Origin of the sequence: Flavobacterium sp., from assembly GCF_027484705.1 — a bacterium.
Lineage (GTDB): Bacteria > Bacteroidota > Bacteroidia > Flavobacteriales > Flavobacteriaceae > Flavobacterium.
The window spans coordinates 27,393-45,687 of record NZ_JAIXSL010000010.1; the positions used below are offsets into that span (position 1 = coordinate 27,393).

Annotated in this window: 16 protein-coding genes; 6 read left to right on the top strand and 10 right to left on the bottom strand. The window is 42.5% G+C overall.

All coding sequences use genetic code 11. The annotated features are described in order from the left end of the window. Positions 1–25: 25 nt before the first annotated feature. The 8 genes from lepB to Q0058_RS05440 all read right to left on the bottom strand — a co-directional run bounded on the left by lepB (position 26) and on the right by Q0058_RS05440 (position 9,572). The gene (lepB, locus tag Q0058_RS05405) at positions 26–1,570 is read right to left on the bottom strand and encodes a signal peptidase I (RefSeq protein ID WP_298221723.1); all 1,545 of its coding nucleotides are present in this window, start codon (positions 1,568–1,570) and stop codon (positions 26–28) included. A gap of 74 nt (positions 1,571–1,644) precedes the next feature. Then, entirely contained in the window at positions 1,645–2,346 is a 702-nt protein-coding gene (gene dapB, locus Q0058_RS05410; protein WP_298221724.1) for a 4-hydroxy-tetrahydrodipicolinate reductase, read from the bottom strand. Beyond that, positions 2,343–2,906: a DUF5683 domain-containing protein gene (locus Q0058_RS05415; RefSeq protein ID WP_298221725.1), complete on the bottom strand. Its 564-nt coding sequence runs from the start codon at positions 2,904–2,906 to the stop codon at positions 2,343–2,345. Before Q0058_RS05415 ends, dapB begins: the two co-directional genes overlap by 4 nt. Then, positions 2,907–3,806, bottom strand: coding sequence for a ParB/RepB/Spo0J family partition protein (locus Q0058_RS05420; protein ID WP_298221726.1), 900 nt, complete (start codon positions 3,804–3,806; stop codon positions 2,907–2,909). It abuts the gene before it with no gap. 4 nt (positions 3,807–3,810) lie between these two features. Beyond that, positions 3,811–4,578 carry an AAA family ATPase gene (locus Q0058_RS05425; protein WP_298221727.1) on the bottom strand — a complete coding sequence of 256 codons (768 nt, stop codon included), beginning with the start codon at positions 4,576–4,578 and terminating at the stop codon, positions 3,811–3,813. A gap of 246 nt (positions 4,579–4,824) precedes the next feature. After that, positions 4,825–5,706, bottom strand: a complete 882-nt coding sequence (locus Q0058_RS05430) for an SDR family oxidoreductase (RefSeq protein WP_298221728.1) — start codon at positions 5,704–5,706, stop codon at positions 4,825–4,827. 46 nt (positions 5,707–5,752) lie between these two features. Beyond that, positions 5,753–9,067, bottom strand: a complete 3,315-nt coding sequence (locus Q0058_RS05435) for a T9SS type B sorting domain-containing protein (RefSeq protein WP_298221729.1) — start codon at positions 9,065–9,067, stop codon at positions 5,753–5,755. A 160-nt stretch (positions 9,068–9,227) separates the two neighbouring features. Next, positions 9,228–9,572, bottom strand: coding sequence for a tRNA-binding protein (locus tag Q0058_RS05440; protein ID WP_298221730.1), 345 nt, complete (start codon positions 9,570–9,572; stop codon positions 9,228–9,230). Between the two features lie 101 nt (positions 9,573–9,673). Between Q0058_RS05440 and Q0058_RS05445 the strand changes: the two genes are divergently transcribed. Together Q0058_RS05445 and Q0058_RS05450 are read left to right on the top strand one after the other, a co-directional pair. Next, positions 9,674–11,089, top strand: coding sequence for a glycogen/starch synthase (locus Q0058_RS05445; RefSeq protein WP_298221731.1), 1,416 nt, complete (start codon positions 9,674–9,676; stop codon positions 11,087–11,089). A 4-nt stretch (positions 11,090–11,093) separates the two neighbouring features. Continuing rightward, positions 11,094–12,368 (top strand): glucose-1-phosphate adenylyltransferase, encoded by a 1,275-nt coding sequence (locus Q0058_RS05450; RefSeq protein ID WP_298221732.1) that lies wholly within the window; start codon positions 11,094–11,096, stop codon positions 12,366–12,368. Positions 12,369–12,446: 78 nt separating this feature from the next. Here Q0058_RS05450 and Q0058_RS05455 read toward each other — a convergent pair whose 3' ends face one another. Further along, positions 12,447–12,836, bottom strand: a complete 390-nt coding sequence (locus Q0058_RS05455) for a cytochrome c (protein WP_298221733.1) — start codon at positions 12,834–12,836, stop codon at positions 12,447–12,449. Positions 12,837–12,921: 85 nt separating this feature from the next. Next, the gene (locus Q0058_RS05460; protein ID WP_298221734.1) at positions 12,922–13,854 is read right to left on the bottom strand and encodes a peptidylprolyl isomerase; all 933 of its coding nucleotides are present in this window, start codon (positions 13,852–13,854) and stop codon (positions 12,922–12,924) included. A gap of 109 nt (positions 13,855–13,963) precedes the next feature. Between Q0058_RS05460 and Q0058_RS05465 the strand changes: the two genes are divergently transcribed. The 4 genes from Q0058_RS05465 to Q0058_RS05480 all read left to right on the top strand — a co-directional run bounded on the left by Q0058_RS05465 (position 13,964) and on the right by Q0058_RS05480 (position 18,161). Beyond that, positions 13,964–15,319: a T9SS type A sorting domain-containing protein gene (locus tag Q0058_RS05465; RefSeq protein WP_298221735.1), complete on the top strand. Its 1,356-nt coding sequence runs from the start codon at positions 13,964–13,966 to the stop codon at positions 15,317–15,319. Positions 15,320–15,522: 203 nt separating this feature from the next. After that, positions 15,523–16,200 carry a tRNA (guanosine(37)-N1)-methyltransferase TrmD gene (gene trmD, locus Q0058_RS05470; protein WP_298221736.1) on the top strand — a complete coding sequence of 226 codons (678 nt, stop codon included), beginning with the start codon at positions 15,523–15,525 and terminating at the stop codon, positions 16,198–16,200. Positions 16,201–16,375: 175 nt separating this feature from the next. Then, on the top strand, positions 16,376–16,726 hold the full coding sequence (gene rplS / locus Q0058_RS05475; RefSeq protein WP_298221737.1) for a 50S ribosomal protein L19: 351 nt from the start codon (positions 16,376–16,378) through the stop codon (positions 16,724–16,726). A 211-nt stretch (positions 16,727–16,937) separates the two neighbouring features. Continuing rightward, on the top strand, positions 16,938–18,161 hold the full coding sequence (locus Q0058_RS05480; protein WP_298221738.1) for an NADP-dependent isocitrate dehydrogenase: 1,224 nt from the start codon (positions 16,938–16,940) through the stop codon (positions 18,159–18,161). The last annotated feature ends 134 nt before the right edge of the window (positions 18,162–18,295 follow it).

Consider the following 18,295-nt stretch of genomic DNA (forward strand, 5'->3'; position numbering starts at 1 on the left):
TTCAAATCAAATAAACAAATTCTTACTAGCTATTTGATTCTCTGCGTTTGTTCAAAAAGAACGTAATGCCGAAATAAGCCGCCAAAGCAATCAGGAAAAATTTGAAGTACGAATACGGTTGTCCTTCACCGCCAACGGTCGTAAACAAACGCTCCCAACGGATTTTGGCCAAACCACTCGCATGCGAATCCAAACTCATCCAGATAAACACCGGTTTCCCGACAATATGATTTTCAGGAACATAACCCCAATAACGACTGTCTTCGGAATTGTGGCGGTTGTCGCCCATCATCCAGTAGTAATTTTGCTGGAACGTATACGAATTGGCAATTTTTCCGTTGATCCTGATTTCATCGCCGCTGACTTTAAGGTCGTTACCTTCATACTCAGTGATGATTCTTTTGTAGAAAGGCAAGGTCTGTGCATTCAAAGGCACAGTTTTTCCGGCTTCAGGAATGTAAATCGGGCCGTAATTATCTTTGTTCCATCCATTGGAAACCTGCGGAAATACTGCCGGTTCCGGATCATGTGAAATGTTTCGGGTAATATTGGTGACAATCGGATTGCTTTTTAAACGCTCTGCTGATTCCGTGGTCAAGGCTGAAAAGAGGAACGTATTGGCTGACATTTGATAGACACCATCGGTAATGTGAAGTTCTTTCAGAATATATGTAGGATCGAACGAGGAACCATTCGTGGTCACGGTATAAGAATACTGAGGTTTCGCTCTTTCAGGCAAAATAAGTTCTTTTCCATTGATGAACACGACGCCGTCTTTTATCTGCAACATATCGCCCGGTGTTCCCTGACATCTTTTGACGTAATTCGATTTTTTATCGATGGGTTTGTCAGCTTTTCTTTTCGAAGTATCGAAGAATTTGTAAACCGTATCGACCGGCCAGTTGAACACGACGATATCATTCTTCTCAATTTTCTGCAAGCCCGGAAAACGGAAATATGGCAGTTGTGGCTTGTTCAGGTAAGACTTTTTGTGTAACACCGGAATCGTGTCATGCACCATCGGCATAGCAACCGTAGTCATCGGCACACGCGCGCCGTAATGGAATTTGCTCACAAAAAGGAAGTCGCCCACCAACAATGATTTCTCTAAAGACGAAGTCGGAATCGTATAAGGCTGCATCACATAAGTATGCACAATCGTAGCTACGACAATCGCAAACAATAAAGAACTTACGGTATCAGCTCCTTTATTTGTCGGCACTAAACTGCGGTCCGGAATGTGATTTAAAGGTTGTGTGTAGTTGACATAAGCCACGTATAATCCTAAAGTAGCGATGGCTAAAATGGTATCAGTTGTAGTATTTTTCCCGAAAGAACGCAAAGTTTCGACCCAAACAACCGGGAACATAATCAGATTGACAATCGGCACAAACAATAAAATGGTATACCAAGTCGGGCGGTTGATGATTTTCATCAAAACAATTCCGTTGTATACCGGAACCGCTGCTTCCCAATGTTTTCTGCCGGCCGCTTCATACATTTTCCAGGTTCCGATGAAATGAACCACTTGAAGAATCAGGAAAAACACAAACCATTGCAATAGTGTCATAATGTAGATTTTTAGATTGTAAGATTATAAGACTTTAAGATGGCTATCGGTAAAGTCTGAATTTATTTCATTTGTTATTTTAATGCCAATACATCTTTCATTGTAAATACGCCAGTTTTGCCGACAAGCCATTCTGCGGCAAGCACGGCTCCTAATGCGAAACCTTCGCGGTTGTGTGCCGTATGTTTGATTTCAATCGCATCGACTTCAGAATTGTAAACCACGGTGTGCGTTCCGGGAACATTTTCAATTCTTTTGGCATCGATTAAAACTTCATCTTCCTTTGCATGTTCCAAAGCCCAACCCGAATAGTCCGAATTGGCGATGATATCTTCTGCCAACGTGATTGCCGTTCCGCTTGGCGCATCGAGTTTCTGCGTATGGTGAATCTCTTCCATCGACACTTTATACTGATCGAATTTCGACATGATTCTCGCCAAATGCGCATTCAATTCAAAAAAAATATTCACGCCCAAACTAAAATTCGAACCGTAAATAAACGCGCCGTTCTTTTCGTTACACAAAGCTACCATTGACTCATACGATGAAAGCCAACCGGTCGTGCCGGAGACAATCGGTACGTTAGTATGCAAACAAGCCGAAATGTTACTCACGGCCGCATCTGGAATACTGAAATCAATCGCGACGTCAGCCTTTTCAAGACCTTCAAAGGTGTTCTCGCTAGTTTTGCGCAAAACGATTTCATGCCCGCGCGATAAAGCCACACGTTCAATCACATGGCCCATTTTACCGTATCCGAGCAGCGCTATTTTCATTTGAAAGTGTAATTTAAGGCGAGGCCAAAAGTCGGCTTTCTGTATTGTTCGTCAGGATACAAATCAGGACGCACGGAAAGATTATCATTGACGTTGAATTGCCCAAGATGCGCATCGACATTGGCATCGATGATGTTTAAGGCATAAAAACCAACAGTCAGCAACATCGAAAGGTCGCGGTTTCTTCTGTAAAAACGCTGTGCCCGGATCAATCTCGAATCATCGAGATAATCGTATTTCGGATCGGGATTTCCTGCTAACCTGGCTTTATAGGCGTCACGGAATTCGTGGTATTTGTTGTTGTTTGAGGTGTAGAAGTATAGTGTTGCTCCCAAAGCACCATACACCAGAGGAATTTTCCAGTATTTTTTATTGTAAGCTTGACCCAAACCTGGCAGAATGGCCGAATAAAAAGCCGCTTTTGCAGGCGCCAAAGGATTGATGTCTTTATCTTTTACAGAATCTTTGGTAATCAGTAGCGGTGCCTCTTTCTCCTGACTGAAAACCGTGTGGTTTCCGCATTGCAACAACAATAGCAGTATGACAATATACCTCAGCACTTAGCCTTTGATGAGTTTGATGATTCTGTGAAAGTCCTCTTCGGAATGGAATGGAATCGAGATTTTTCCTTTGCCATTACCCGCCATTTTCACATCGACTTTAGCGCCGAAATAATTCGCGATCGCTTTCTTTTCGTCTTCAGCAATCGAAAAAGCAACAGTTTTGGTTACTTTCTTGGCGGCAGGTTTAAGACTTTCCTGATAACTCTTGACCAAAGCTTCCGTTTCGCGTACCGATAGATTCTGGCTCACGATTTTTTGGTAGATATCGGTCTGAACGTCTTGGTCATCGATGTTGATGATCGCGCGGCCGTGACCCATACTGATAAAACCATCGCGGATGCCGGTCTGAATGATCGGATCGAGTTTCAAAAGGCGTAAGTAATTCGCAATGGTAGAACGTTTTTTTCCGACGCGGTCGCTCATTTGCTCTTGGGTCAATTGGATTTCATCAATCAAACGTTGGTACGAAAGCGCAATCTCAATCGGATCAAGATCATGTCTTTGGATATTTTCAACGAGCGCCATTTCCAGCGATTCCTGATCATTGGCGATTCTGATGTAAGCCGGAATCGTAGTCATTTTATTGATTTTGGAAGCGCGCAAACGGCGTTCGCCAGAAATCAACTGGTATTTATTGAAATCTAATTTTCTGACGGTAATCGGCTGAATCACGCCCAACTCACGAATCGAAGTCGCCAATTCCTGCAAGGATTCTTCGTTGAAATTGCTTCTGGGTTGGAACGGATTGATTTCAATCGCGTCAATTTCAAGTTCGATGATATTGCCCACCACTTTGTCAGCATTCTTATCGTTGACCGACTGGATGTTATTTTCAGGATCTTTCAACAAGGCAGATAATCCTCTTCCCAATGCTTGTTTTTTTACTGCTTGTGACATAAATCTAAATCGTATTTTTCTTAATAATTTCCTGGGCTAAGTGCAAGTAATTTGTGGCGCCTTTGCTCGTTGCGTCGTAATTGATGATGCTTTCCCCGAAACTCGGCGCCTCGCTCAATTTGACATTTCTCTGGATAATCGTCTCAAAAACCATGTCGTTAAAATGTTTCTGCACTTCCTCAACCACTTGGTTTGACAAACGCAACCTCGAATCGAACATCGTCAATAACAAACCTTCGATATCAAGTTCTGGATTGTGTATTTTTTGGACGCTCTTAATCGTGTTGAGCAATTTACCCAAACCTTCAAGCGCATAATATTCACATTGAATTGGAATGATCACAGAATCTGAAGCCGTCAAAGCATTCAATGTAAGCAATCCTAACGACGGCGCGCAATCAATAAGGATATAGTCATATTCGTCTTTGATACTCGCTAAAGCCTGTTTGAGCATGTATTCGCGGTTTTCCTTATCGACAAGTTCAATCTCAATCGCCACCAAATCAATATGGGCCGGAATGACCCAAACATTCGGTGCCGAAGTTTTGAGAATGGCTTCCTGCGGCGTATTGCTATGCTCGAGCATCTGGTAGGTTCCCACGGTCACGTTGTCAATGTCAATGCCCAGACCCGAACTCGCGTTCGCCTGCGGATCGGCATCAATCAGCAACACTTTCTTTTCTAAAACACCCAACGAAGCCGCCAAATTTACCGAAGTCGTCGTTTTTCCCACACCGCCTTTCTGGTTGGCAATAGCAATGATTTTACCCATTTATTTTTTCAAATTTTGAGCCGTAAAAATACAATTAATTATGGGTTTTTCAAGGGTTATTTGTTAACAAAAGTTAATAAGCTGATTAATGGATAATTGGTCCTTAATAATTGATAATTAGCCCCGAAAAAGGGAAATCTAACACTACGAATTGCCCTAGCCCGGATAGTAGCGGAAATCCTTTTGCGCTGTTGTTCAGCGCTAAAGATTGTAACGGATAGCCGGAAACAGCTCCTAAAATAATTATCAATTATTTTTTTTCGCCTTAATCATCATCTCCAGCATGTCCCACATTTCCTCAGGAATCTGCTCCAATAGGTTGAACTGTCCCGCGCCTTTGAGCCATTCGCCGCCATCAATCACAACGACTTCCCCATTGATATAAGCCGAGAAATCAGACACCAGATAAGCCGCAAGGTTCGCCAATTCCTGATGGTCGCCTACCCTTTTGAGTGGCACTTTTTTCGCCATATCGAACTTCTCCGCCAAATCGCCCGGAAGCAATCGATCCCACGCGCCTTTTGTCGGAAACGGTCCCGGGGCAATCGCGTTCGAACGGATGCCGTATTTCGCCCACTCGACCGCCAAACTCCTTGTCATTGCGAGAACTCCGGCTTTCGCAGTAGCACTCGGAACGACATAAGCTGAACCTGTGAATGCATAAGTAGTGACAATATTGAGAATCGTCGCGGAAGTCTGTTTGGTATCAATCCAGTGTTTTCCGAAAGCGAGCGTGCAGTTTTTGGAGCCTTTCAGCACGATATCAATAACGGTATCAAAAGCGTTTGCGGACAAACGTTCTGTAGGTGAAATGAAATTCCCCGCCGCGTTGTTAAGCAACACATCGACTTTACCGAAAGCTTTTAAAACTTCTTGCAACATGTTTTCTACTTGGTCGTAATGGCGTACATCGCAAGCCAACGGCAGACAAGTTCCGCCGGTTTTGGTTTCGAGTTCTTGTGCCGTGTTTTTTAGTTTTTCAAGATCACGGGAAGTTATGGCTACATTAGCGCCAAGTTCTAAAAAATATTGGGTCATCGCTTTGCCCAATCCGCTTCCGCCGCCGGTAACTACAATTACTTTTCCTTTGAGCGCGTCGTCGCGGAGCATTTTTGCTGAGAAATCCATAGAATTTTATTTATCGAAGTAAAAATAGAGAAAATACCTGACGCAACTATCTTTTTAAAGTAAAATGACCACGGTGTGTCCGGCCGTCCTGCCGCGTGACCAAAAACCAGTAATCGGTGGATACGGCCTGATGCCCATTATACGTGCCGTCCCAGCTTTCGTTGGCATTCAGATATTTGATCAATTTGCCGTAACGGTCAAAAATCGCAACCGTCAAATCAGGCTCAAAACCAGCGTTATCAATAAACCAAGTGTCGTTATAAGCATCATTATTCGGCGTAAAGAAATTAGGGTAATACAACAGCCAGATGTCTTTTTTAGTGAAACCACAGCCCAACTTATCCTGCACATAAATGGTGTAAACGCCGGGTTTCAAATTTGTGAATGTGTTTTCGTTTTGGTAGTTGATGCCATCCAACGAATATTCAAAAGAACCATTGTTGGAAGTAAAAACCGTGATGCTGTTTTCATCGACAGTCCAGTCGCTGGTTTCAAAATGGTCGATGACCGGCAAATCGGAAATCGTTACTTCGATGGTTGCGAAATTGGGGCAATTTCCTGCAGTTCGGTAGCCGTTGGTAGCCGTTACATTGAGATTGGTTACCCCAAGCTGTGTGACCGTAATCGTCGGATTAGCAGAGCCGTCAGACCATAAATAAGTCGTTGTCGGTAAATTTCCCGGCGAAGCATCGAGCGTGACGGGATTCGAAAAACAACTCAAATACGTAGGATTAATATTCAAAACCGGATTTTGTCCTACGACCAAATCAAAAGAAGTCGATTCATAACAGTTCGGTAACGGATTATAAACCAAACGCGCAAAAATCGTTTTGGGATTCGTATTTGGATTATAAGTCGTGAGGTTTGAAATCGGGTTGACGTTGTTCTGAACATCCGCCAACGATTCATGATAAGTTAAGGTAAAATTGGCTGGATTTTGAGTCCCTAAAATGGTAGCATTCTGGGTAGTCAGATCGAAAACTTCATTATTGGTAATCACATCCTGACATTGCAGTAAATTCGGCATATCGTTCGGTTTTGGAATCGTAACGAGCGACAACAAACTATTGACATCAAAAGGCCTACTAACGATAAACCCGCAACTGTCTTCAATCTGAAAGGTATAATTTCCGGGCGCCAGATTGTAGAATATATTGGAATTGAAGTTGTCCAGACTAAAAGGCAAACCATCTTTCTCGATAATCGTATAATGAACCGGCGGCTTTCCGTTGGCATCAATCACCACATCGAGATTGCCATTACTGCTGCAAGGGATGCGGTAAGCATTGTTTAGTTGAAGCACCTGATTGAACGAAAGCGTCGGACTCAATAGCTCAATACATTGTTTGTCTATGGAAGCCACGGTTCCGTTATTGACATCGGCACCGTTGTTATAAGTACTGAAGATGTGCACGATACGAAAGGTGCCGTTAAAAATTAAATTGTAATTCGTAGCATTATTGACCAAAGCATAACTGTTCGAACTATCCGGAACAGTATTGTCGGGATAAATGATTTCGGTATTGGGATGCCCCCAAATGTTGTTCGCAGGATCGATCAATTTCTGCAGCCAAAACGATTCATTAATCGCGTTGCTGACAAAGTTCAAAGGAATATCAAACGAGCCGCAATTGGCCTGCAGCGAATAGGAATTGGTTGTCACAGTATAACCACGTGTAATGGTGACCAAAATCGTGTTGGTGAAATTGCATTGGTCAGTGGCGTTAAAAGTATAACTGCCTTCGGGAAGCTGGCTCATGTAGAAACTACCATCGGTGGCAATATTGGCCGTACCGTCGTAAGGCAGCGCCGGAAGAAAACCCGCTGGGGCTGCCGTAATCCTTATGGAACTCAATCCAGTATTCGCGCTTGATATCTTTATGGAGCTTTTCGTGAGATCGCAACCCGGTCTTAAATCGCTCGTGAGCCCCTGATCGACGTAGACCGGAACTGTGATGTTCACCGGATTCATCAAATCACCGCAATTGTTGGTCGTACTAATCACATAATCGCCAAGCGGTAAAGGGTCTAAAGTCAGGATTCCTGTAGTCGTATCCACGGAAGCCGTGACATCATGCGGTAAAGGAAAAGGATATGAAGCCGGAGCGCCTGTAACGCTAGCGGTCACTACTTTATAAGCCGGAATCGAAACAAAAATTTTCCCGGTATTCGTCCCGCAGCCATTATTGACGCCTATTCCCGAAGCGGCAGCGGGAAAAGCAACAATAGTAAACGGAACCGTATTCAATCGCCCGCATACGTCCTGAATACTGACTTGATAGTTTCCCACAGGGGTATTGGCTGAAGCGCCACCAAAAGTAGTTGTATCGGTCAAATAAGGCCCGGGATAGCCTGCATTAAAATTGACGGGATTGAAACCTGCTGGAGCGCTGATAAAATTAAGTGTATAAGGCGGCGTGAAATTCTCGGCTTTCAACTCGAAATAATAAGCATTACAATTCAAATCGTAGATCAGCGGTGCTAAAGAAATATTTTGATTGACCGGAAAATTCTGCGTAAAAACAGAACCACAAGAATCTGTAATCGTAACATCATAATCGTAATTCTGATTGGGAAAAGTAGGAATGGATTGGGTTATGGTCTGTGAGGTGGTATTGCCTGTAGCTAAAGTACTGTTGAAAGTCTGTGTAGATGCCCCACCCGGAGGATGAACATCAAATTGTATTTGCAACGGATAACCAATAACGGTTCCTGTCGCTGGTGTAATGGTTTGATTAGCTATGGATTGGCTGCACGATGGTGGCGTTACATTCGTAAAACTAGGTGGCCCGATAGTAAGTCCGGTGGGATTCAAAGTAACCGTAAAAGTGGAAACCACTCCAGTGCCGCAATTGTCAAAAACTCTAATTCTATAAACACCCACGGGCAATCCTGAAAACGTATTGGTAGCTTGCGGTGGGAAGGTGACCGGGCCGGAAAATATCTCATAAGAAACACCAATTCCCGAAGTAATATTTACAGAGATGTTGCTATTGCTTGAACAAGCTTGGTTAAAACTTTGAACCGAAAATACTAAAGGCACCACCTGATTGGCAATCGTTACGTCCTGTTGCTGCGTAGTGACGGCTGTCCCGACCGTTTCTTTGGCGATGATGCGGTAGGTGCCTGCGGAAAGTCCGTTATAAACATTTGTGGTTACCGTTGCCAGAGGAACTGTTGTATTGGGCAATTCATAAATTTCATACACAATCGTTCCTGCCGGATCAATATTGCTAGCAGTAAAAGTAAGCGTTCCGTTTCCGGTGCAGCTTTCCGGCGTTGGTGTTGCAGTAAATGTAAAACCAAAACCCATCAATGGCATCAGGAAAAATGCAAAAAAAAGGAGTAATGATTTCTTCATATTGTAAAAATAAATTTAATTTTCGACTGGCAATACTTTAAAAACCATCAGTTTACCAGAAGTATACTTTAATAACGAAATTAGTACTATTAAATTTTGTCATATCCCATTAAATGCGTCGAACCTTATATTCGTAAGCTAAACTTATACGCACCTCAAATTATCCAATCCGCAACCCATTATCAACTTTGAGGTCTGAAGTCAGCAATACGATGTCATTCGCGGCTCCGACCGAACCCAAAATCAGGCATTCGCTCATAAACTTTCCGATTTGCTTTTTAGGGAAATTGACCACAGCCACAATCTGCTTTCCAATCAGATCTTCTTTTTGGTAACGTTTGGTGATTTGTGCCGACGATTTCCTAATGCCGATTTCACTTCCGAAATCGATAGTGATTTGATAAGCAGGTTTTTGCGCTTCCGGAAAATCTGCAACCGTGAGAATCGTTCCCACGCGCATGTCTACTTTTTCAAATTCTGGCCAGAGCAATTGGTTTGGTTCCATTGAAATTGATTTGAATTAATGATTCTTTAATATTGTCAAGAACTTCAAAGTTCAATTTTTTTATCTAAATTTAGATTTTTAAATCGATTTTATCTTACTGCATGGAAATTTTTCACCTCAGCGCCGAATGTTATCCCGTAGCCAAAGTAGGCGGTTTAGCCGATGTCGTCGGAGCTTTACCCAAATACCTCAACCAGTCCGGACAATATGCGAAAGTCGTCGTGCCGGCTTACAACAATAAATTCTTTCAGGAAAATGAGTATGACATTGTACATCAAGGGCAGCTCAAATTAGGTTATTTCCTGTTTTCGTATTCAATTGCCAAAGAGAAAACCAACAAACTCGGCTTCGAATTATACCAGATTGCCATTCCGGAATTGTTCGACCGCCCAAATGTCTATTCATATGAAGACGACACCGAACGCTTTCTTTCTTTTCAGATTGCCTTTCTGAATTGGCTTGTGGAAACCAACCAATATCCTGACATTCTACATTGCCATGACCATCACACAGGTTTGATTCCTTTTATGGTGCAGCATTGTTTCAATTACCAGCACTTAAGAAATACACCTACACTTTTGACGATTCACAATGGCCAATATCAAGGTTGGTTTGGTTACGACAAGTTGCATTATTTGCCACAATTTGATTTGTCTAAAATCGGTTATCTCGAATGGAACGGCACGATCAATCCTTTAGCATCGGCGATCAAATGCGCCTGGAAAGTGACGACGGTTTCGCCGAGTTATCTCGATGAAATCAGCAACCACGCCAACGGACTTGAAAATCTTTTGCGCTGGGAACGCCCGAAATCTCTCGGAATCCTGAACGGTATCGACACTGAGGTCTGGAACACCAAAACCGATCCGCTGATCGCGAAAAATTATACGCTCAAGGATTTCAAAAAAGGAAAAGCCGAAAACAAAGCGTTTTTGTGTTCGCATTTTAATCTTAATCCGGACAAACCTTTGTTCACATTTATTGGTCGTTTGGTTGGTGAAAAAGGAGCTGATTTATTGCCGCAGATTTGCAGCGTCGCATTGCATCAGCATCAAGGTGAAATTAACATCCTGATTTTAGGTTCGGGCGATCCGAATGTGGAAAAGGAACTTTCGGGCTTGCAAAATTTCTATCACGGAAATTACAATGCTTACATCGGTTATAATGAAAAACTCGCGCACATTCTTTATGCAGGCGCAGATTTCCTTTTGATGCCTTCGCGTGTGGAACCTTGCGGCCTGAATCAAATGTATGCTTTGCGTTACGGAACCATTCCGATTGTCAGAAGAACCGGCGGTTTGCGTGACACCGTGATTGATATGGGCGACGGCGGTTTTGGGATTTGCCATAACGAAACCAGCGTTTTCGATGTGACGCATTCCATTTCACGAGCGATTGTATTGTTTCAGGATGCTAAAAAATTCGACGCAATGCGCAAAACCGTCCAACAAATTGACCATTCATGGGACAAAGTCGCGACACAATATATTGAAGTATACCAATCTTTAAAAAATTAACATCATGAATAAATCTACGTTGGCGATCATTTTAGGCGGAGGACAAGGCTCACGATTGGCGCCGCTTACCGAAAGTCGTTCGAAGCCTGCCGTTCCGATTGCAGGAAAATACCGTTTGGTGGATATTCCGATCTCGAATTGCATCAACTCACAGATACAGCGCATGTTCGTACTCACGCAGTTCAATTCGGCTTCGCTGAACCAGCACATCAAAAACACTTACCATTTCAGCACTTTCAGTTCGGCTTTTGTCGATATTCTTGCAGCCGAACAAACGCCTGATAACCCGCGTTGGTTTCAGGGAACCGCCGATGCCGTGCGCCAATGTATGCAACATTTCTTAAACCACGATTTTGATTATGCGCTGATTCTATCTGGCGATCAGTTGTATCAGATGGATTTCAATGAAATGATCCAGGCGCATCATAAGAACGGCGCCGCGATTTCGATTGCGACTTTGCCCGTGACCGCTAAAGAAGCTCCGGAATTTGGTATCTTAAAAACCGATTCCGAAAACTGGATCACTTCATTTATAGAAAAACCGGAAGCCAGTTTATTACCGCAATGGACTTCTGAAGTCAGCGATGAAATGAAAGCGGAAGGCAAGCATTATCTGGCTTCGATGGGGATTTATATCTTCAACCGCGAGCTGCTGATTGAACTCATGAACAATCCCGACACCAAAGATTTCGGAAAGGAAATCATTCCTCAAGCGATTGGAAAACATAAAATTCTAAGCTACCAATATGAAGGCTACTGGACCGATATCGGTAACATCGATTCGTTTTTTGAAGCGAATTTAGGATTGACCGATGATCTTCCTAAGTTTAATTTGTTCGACAATTCGAGCAAGATTTATACGCGTGCCAGGGTTTTGCCGCCGTCAAAAATTACGGGCGCATCGACCATTGACCGCTCTGTAATTGCGGAAGGTTGCATCATCAATTCCGCGACGATTGAACATTCGGTGATTGGCATCCGGAGTCGCATTGGTTATGGCTCGACGATTTTCAATTCTTACCTGATGGGAAATGATTATTATCAGAACCTTGAGGAAATCCGGACCAACAGTTTAAACAACATTATGAATGTCGGTATTGGCGAAAGATGTTTCATCAACTATACTATCGTCGATAAGAATTGTAGGATTGGCAATGATGTGAAACTCAATGGAGGTGCGCATTTAGCAGATGTCAATACGGATTTGTATACCGTGAAAGATGGCATTATCGTCGTGAAAAAAGGTGCGGTATTGCCTGACGGATTTTCAGTGCAGTAGTAATAAAATTGAAATAAATACCTTTAATAAAAAAAGCATCCTCATTCAGGATGCTTTTTCAATTAGAATAGTTGTAAATTATAAATGGGTATAAATATAATTCGTAATCGGTGCCATTTCGGCGTCGGTTAAATGTGCTTTCTTTTGCATTGTTACTAGAATCGGAGCCCATTCTGCTTTAGAGAAATCCCTTGGATCGAATAGTTTGTGGCATTTGGCGCAATTGTTTTCATAATTAGTTTTTCCGGCAGACAATTCCGAAGTCACTGCTGCGATGTTGCCTTTAGAATCTTTTGGTGGCGTGGGTGCTGCCACTTTTTCCATTGATTTTCCTATAGCAACAGCTGGAGTTGCTGGCGTTTCGGGAGCCGCAGGGCTTGCCTGAGACGATGAAGCTACGGCTGATTTTGAAGCGCAAGAATACACTACTGCTGCGATGACTGCCAATCCTAAAATTTTTAGTTTCATATTGTTGATGTTTGTGAATCAAATATAAAAAATCCCGATAATAATTTACTATCGGGAAGTTATTTTGTTGCTTTTTTTGTGTTCTTTATTTGACATCCATCAATTCGACATCGAAAACCAACGTCGCATTAGGTGGAATCACACCACCGGCACCACGCGAACCGTAACCCAAATGCGATGGAATGACGAATCGCGCCTTATCACCTACCTGCAATAGTGCGATGCCTTCGTCCCAACCTTCGATCACGTTGCCTTGTCCTAAAGGAAATTCGATTGGTTTCTTTCTGGTGTAGGAAGAATCGAAAACCTTTCCGTTTTCTAAAGAACCTGAATAATGCACAGAAACCGTTTTCCCATTTTCCGCTTTTTTCCCGTTTCCTTTCTGGATCATTTTATAACGCAAACCGCTTTCCGTTTTTTCGAAACCCGCAGAGAGTTTTTCCATTGCGGCTTCTGCAGCTTCGCGTTCTGCGGCTTCTCTTTTGGCACGCGACCCTTCAAAAGTTCTGAAAGCTTCCACGGCGTTCCATTCTTTGGCTTCGTCGCCTTCGCGGATGATTTCAACAGAATCAATCACGTCGCCTTGTGCAATCGCGTCAACAACATCTTGTCCTTCAACCACATTTCCGAAAACGGTGTGTTTGTCATCGAGCCATGGTGTTGCGATGTGTGTGATGAAAAATTGAGAACCGTTGCTTCCCGGACCCGAATTCGCCATAGACAAAACGCCCGGCGCATCATGACGCAAATCTTTGTGGAACTCATCGTCAAAGTTGTAACCCGGACCACCGGTTCCGATGCCTTGCGGACAACCGCCCTGAATCATGAAATCAGGAATGACGCGGTGGAATTTCAATCCGTTGTAGTATGGCGTTCCTTGCGGTTTTGCTTTATTTTCGAGGTTTCCTTCGGCAAGTGCTACGAAGTTTCCGACCGTTCCCGGTGTTAAGTCGTGGGTGAGTTTTACTAAAATCGACCCTTTGGCGGTGTTGAATTTAGCGTATATTCCGTTTTCCATGGTTTTATTTTTTTTTAATTTGAAGCCACAAATTTATAACTTAATCACGTTTTTTTGTCGCACTTTTAGAAAGTATTTTTTAATTATCTTGTGGCACAAATAATTACACATGAGAATTCTTCTTTCTTTCTTTTTTATGAGCAGTTTCTGCATCAACGCTCAGGTAATTGCCATTGGACAGGGGCACAGTGTTTTCCTTTGCGAAAGCGGCATTCCGCAATCCAGCGGATGGAATTATCAAGGCGTATTAGGCACCGGCGACGGCACCGGTCATGCAACGCCTGTAACGGTTGCAGGCAATATTTCAAATATTATCTCAGTTTCCGCCGGAAGTAACAGTAATCTTTTTTTGGACAATCAGGGAAGGATTTGGGGATGCGGTCTAAATTTTTACGGACAACTCGGCGACGGCACATTCACCAATAGACCAGTTCCAATCCTTATTCCCGGAACATCTGGATTTATTGCAATTTCAGTCGGAGAAAGTCATTCCTTATTACTCAAAAATGATGGAACTGTCTGGTCTATGGGGCGAAATTTTGAAGGAAAATTGGGTTACACGACAGCAAATGAAAGTTCATCTGTGATTCGACAAATTCCTACATTATCGGGAATAACTGCAATTGCCGCAGGCAATTACCATTCTCTTTTCCTTAAAAATGACGGGACAGTTTGGGCATGCGGGCTTGGTTCTTCAGGTCAATTGGCCAATGGAATTTCGGCTTCGCGCATAATTCCTTACCAATGTAATATCACTGACGTTGTGGATATTGCGGCCGGCTCTGAACACTCACTCTTTATAAAATCTGACGGAACGGTATGGGCGGCAGGAAATAACTATTATGGCCAATTGGGAGACAATACCGTTATAAACAGGAAAAACCCTGTAGCGGTAAGCAATCTGACTGGCGTGATTAAAGTAATTTCATGCCCTACGAGCAATGGCTCTTATTTCTTAAAAAGCGACGGGACTTGTATGGCAACCGGAGACAACGTGGGCATGATCGGTAACGACGTCGCACAAAGTTTGGTTCCAGTTCCTGCTGGTCCTGACGGAAATATTAGAGCCATTGCAGTAAGTTCTGATCAGGCTTTATTTTTAAAAAATGATAGCAGTGTTTGGGGTATCGGTAATAGTGCAAGCGGACAATTGGGAATTGGAACTTTTAGCTTTGCCAGTACACTCCAACAATCTTTGAGTTGTAATATTTTGCTGGATACACATGAGCCGACAAAACAGGAAGCATATCTCATTTCCCCAAACCCTGCTACCAATATGCTTCACATCAATCACAAAGGCCAAATTGCCAACAGCATCATTTACGATTCTTTGGGAAAAATAACAGCGGAATTTGGCAATGAAGATGAAAGCCTTGATATAAGTTCTTTAGAGCCGGGGTTATATTTTATTCGCATCATTAGCATTTATAATGAGGCATTTACAGCAAAATTCATCAAAAAATAATCAGCTATCCTACTTCATATTTATCTGACTGAATTAAAATGTTTTCATTTATGAAATAGCCCTAGCCCCGATAGAAGGGAAAATCCTTTTTTGTTTTTGTCAATGCATGATTTACGCAAATACGTCAATAAAACAAAAAAGATTGGAATGATAGCGGGAACAAGCTCCTAAAAAAAACTTCAAAAACTTTGTACCTTTGCGCCATGAGAATTGATATTATCACAGTATTACCCGAATTATTGCGCAGCCCGTTTGAAGTTTCGATTATGAAACGCGCCATTGACAAAGGTTTGGTCGAAGTTCATATCCATAATTTACGCGACTATACGACCAACAAACAAAAAAGTGTGGATGATTATCCGTTTGGCGGTGGCGCGGGCATGGTGATGATGGTGCAGCCGATTGATGCTTGCATTACGCATCTCAAAAGCGAGCGTGAGTACGACGAGATTATTTATATGACGCCTGATGGGGAAACGCTCGACCAGAAAATGGCCAATACGATGTCGATGCTGAAAAATATCATTATTCTATGCGGGCATTATAAAGGCGTGGACCAACGCGTGCGCGATCATTTTATCACGAAAGAAATTTCGATTGGCGATTATGTTTTAAGCGGCGGTGAATTGGGCGCTTTGGTATTGTCGGATGCCTTAATCCGTTTGATTCCAGGCGTATTAAGCGACGAAACTTCAGCCCTTACGGATAGTTTCCAAGACGGATTATTGTCACCACCGATTTATACGCGGCCTGCGGAATATAAGGGTTGGAAAGTACCTGAGGTTTTGACAAGCGGCCACTTTGCCAAAATTGAACAATGGCGCGAGGAAATGGCGTATGAGCACACAAAAAACAGAAGGCCTGATTTGCTTGAGGATTAAGCTATTATGAATTTTAAATGCTGAATTTTGAATGTAGGACATGCTGGGTAAAATAATTCAAAATTCATCATTCAAAATTCAAAATAATTTTTATCTTTGCGCCCACATTAGACCAACCTCTGGCGAAATCCGTGTATGTTGCTCTGAGTTTAAAACCATCATTAAAACAATTATCATGGCAGATTTATTAAAATTCGTACAGGACGAATTAGTAGCTAGAAAAGATTTCCCTGATTTCGGAGCTGGTGATACCATCACAGTGTACTACGAAATCAAAGAGGGTGAAAAAACAAGAACGCAGTTTTTCAAAGGCGTTGTGATCCAAAGAAGAGGTTCTGGAAATACAGAAACTTTCACGATTCGTAAAATGTCAGGTGCTATTGGAGTAGAGCGTATCTTCCCGGTAAACTTGCCTGCTTTGCAAAAAATCGAAATCAACAAAAAAGGTCATGTTCGTAGAGCTAGAATTTTCTACTTCAGAGAACTTACCGGTAAAAAAGCAAAAATCAGAGACAAAAGAAGATAATCTTCGTCTCGAGCATTATAGAAAGTCCCAATGTATGTTGGGACTTTTTTTTTGGCAAAAATTAAAGGTTAAAATTACGGCTTTCGTATTTTTAAAGAAGTAAAATGACAAATCGATAAATCAATCGATTTCGCCAGCCAACTTCATTGTATGTACTTGATTTTACTATATTTGTCTCCACAAAAAACACAAAACCCAAAAACGATTTATAATGGCAAAAATTAAAGTAGCCAATCCGGTAGTAGAATTGGATGGCGATGAAATGACTCGAATTATCTGGACTTTTATCAAAGAAAAATTAATTCTTCCCTATTTAGATTTAGACATCAAATATTACGACTTAGGCATCGAAAGCCGAGAAGCCACCAAAGATCAAATCACGATCGATTCGGCAGAAGCCATCAAAAAATACAACGTAGGAATCAAATGTGCGACGATTACGCCCGATGAAGAACGCGTCAAAGAATTCAACCTTTCCAAAATGTGGAAATCCCCGAACGGAACCATCAGAAACATTGTAGGTGGAACTGTGTTTAGAGAGCCAATCATCATGAGCAACGTTCCAAGATATGTGCAAGGCTGGACGAAACCGATTGTTATTGGGCGTCACGCTTTTGGCGATCAATACAAAGCGACGGATACCGTAATCAAAGGAAAAGGAACACTGACGATGAGCTTTACCAACGAAGCCGGGGAAACACAATCGTGGGAAGTGTACAATTTTGAAGGCGATGGCGTGGCGATGGCGATGTACAACACCGACGAAAGCATTTACGGATTTGCACATTCTTCATTCCAGATGGCGTTGACGAAAAAATGGCCGTTATACCTTTCTACAAAAAACACGATTCTTAAAGCTTACGACGGACGATTCAAAGATATCTTCGAGGAAGTTTACCAACAACACTACAAAGCCGATTTCGAAGCCAACGGCATGATCTACGAACACCGATTGATTGACGACATGGTCGCTTCGTGCATGAAATGGAACGGCGGATTTGTTTGGGCTTGTAAAAACTATGACGGCGATGTACAATCCGATACCGTAGCACAAGGATTCGGATCATTAGGATTGATGACTTCTGTATTAGTAACGCCGGACGGAAAAACCGTAGAAGCCGAAGCGGCGCACGGAACCGTAACGCGTCATTACAGAGAACACCAAAAAGGAAGAGCCACTTCAACCAACCCAATCGCTTCTATTTTCGCCTGGACACGCGGCTTGGAACACCGGGGTAAACTCGACAACAACCAACCATTAATTGATTTCTGTTTGGCCTTAGAGCAAGTTTGCATCGATACCGTAGAAAGCGGAAAAATGACCAAAGATTTGGCGATGCTTGTAAAACCGGAAGGATTGACGAGCGCTGATTACCTGACTACAGAAGGTTTCTTAGAAGCCATCAAAGAAAATTTAGACAAGAAACTAGCGTAAGCTTTTCAAAATTCAATCACGAAAGACAACTGTTTCCAGTTGTCTTTTTTGTTTTCAAAAATCAATGTACTTTAAAATAACATTTCTTTAACAACCGCGTTAGTAACAAAGGCTATTTTAGTCGGACTTAGAAA

Coding starts and splice junctions, on each gene's coding strand:
- lepB (WP_298221723.1), bottom strand. CDS start 1,570: ATGACACTATTGCAATGGTTTGTGTTTTTCCTGATTCTTCAAGTGGTT.
- dapB (WP_298221724.1), bottom strand. CDS start 2,346: ATGAAAATAGCGCTGCTCGGATACGGTAAAATGGGCCATGTGATTGAA.
- Q0058_RS05420 (WP_298221726.1), bottom strand. CDS start 3,806: ATGTCACAAGCAGTAAAAAAACAAGCATTGGGAAGAGGATTATCTGCC.
- Q0058_RS05425 (WP_298221727.1), bottom strand. CDS start 4,578: ATGGGTAAAATCATTGCTATTGCCAACCAGAAAGGCGGTGTGGGAAAA.
- Q0058_RS05430 (WP_298221728.1), bottom strand. CDS start 5,706: ATGGATTTCTCAGCAAAAATGCTCCGCGACGACGCGCTCAAAGGAAAA.
- Q0058_RS05435 (WP_298221729.1), bottom strand. CDS start 9,067: ATGAAGAAATCATTACTCCTTTTTTTTGCATTTTTCCTGATGCCATTG.
- Q0058_RS05440 (WP_298221730.1), bottom strand. CDS start 9,572: ATGGAACCAAACCAATTGCTCTGGCCAGAATTTGAAAAAGTAGACATG.
- Q0058_RS05445 (WP_298221731.1), top strand. CDS start 9,674: ATGGAAATTTTTCACCTCAGCGCCGAATGTTATCCCGTAGCCAAAGTA.
- Q0058_RS05450 (WP_298221732.1), top strand. CDS start 11,094: ATGAATAAATCTACGTTGGCGATCATTTTAGGCGGAGGACAAGGCTCA.
- Q0058_RS05455 (WP_298221733.1), bottom strand. CDS start 12,836: ATGAAACTAAAAATTTTAGGATTGGCAGTCATCGCAGCAGTAGTGTAT.
- Q0058_RS05460 (WP_298221734.1), bottom strand. CDS start 13,854: ATGGAAAACGGAATATACGCTAAATTCAACACCGCCAAAGGGTCGATT.
- Q0058_RS05465 (WP_298221735.1), top strand. CDS start 13,964: ATGAGAATTCTTCTTTCTTTCTTTTTTATGAGCAGTTTCTGCATCAAC.
- trmD (WP_298221736.1), top strand. CDS start 15,523: ATGAGAATTGATATTATCACAGTATTACCCGAATTATTGCGCAGCCCG.
- rplS (WP_298221737.1), top strand. CDS start 16,376: ATGGCAGATTTATTAAAATTCGTACAGGACGAATTAGTAGCTAGAAAA.
- Q0058_RS05480 (WP_298221738.1), top strand. CDS start 16,938: ATGGCAAAAATTAAAGTAGCCAATCCGGTAGTAGAATTGGATGGCGAT.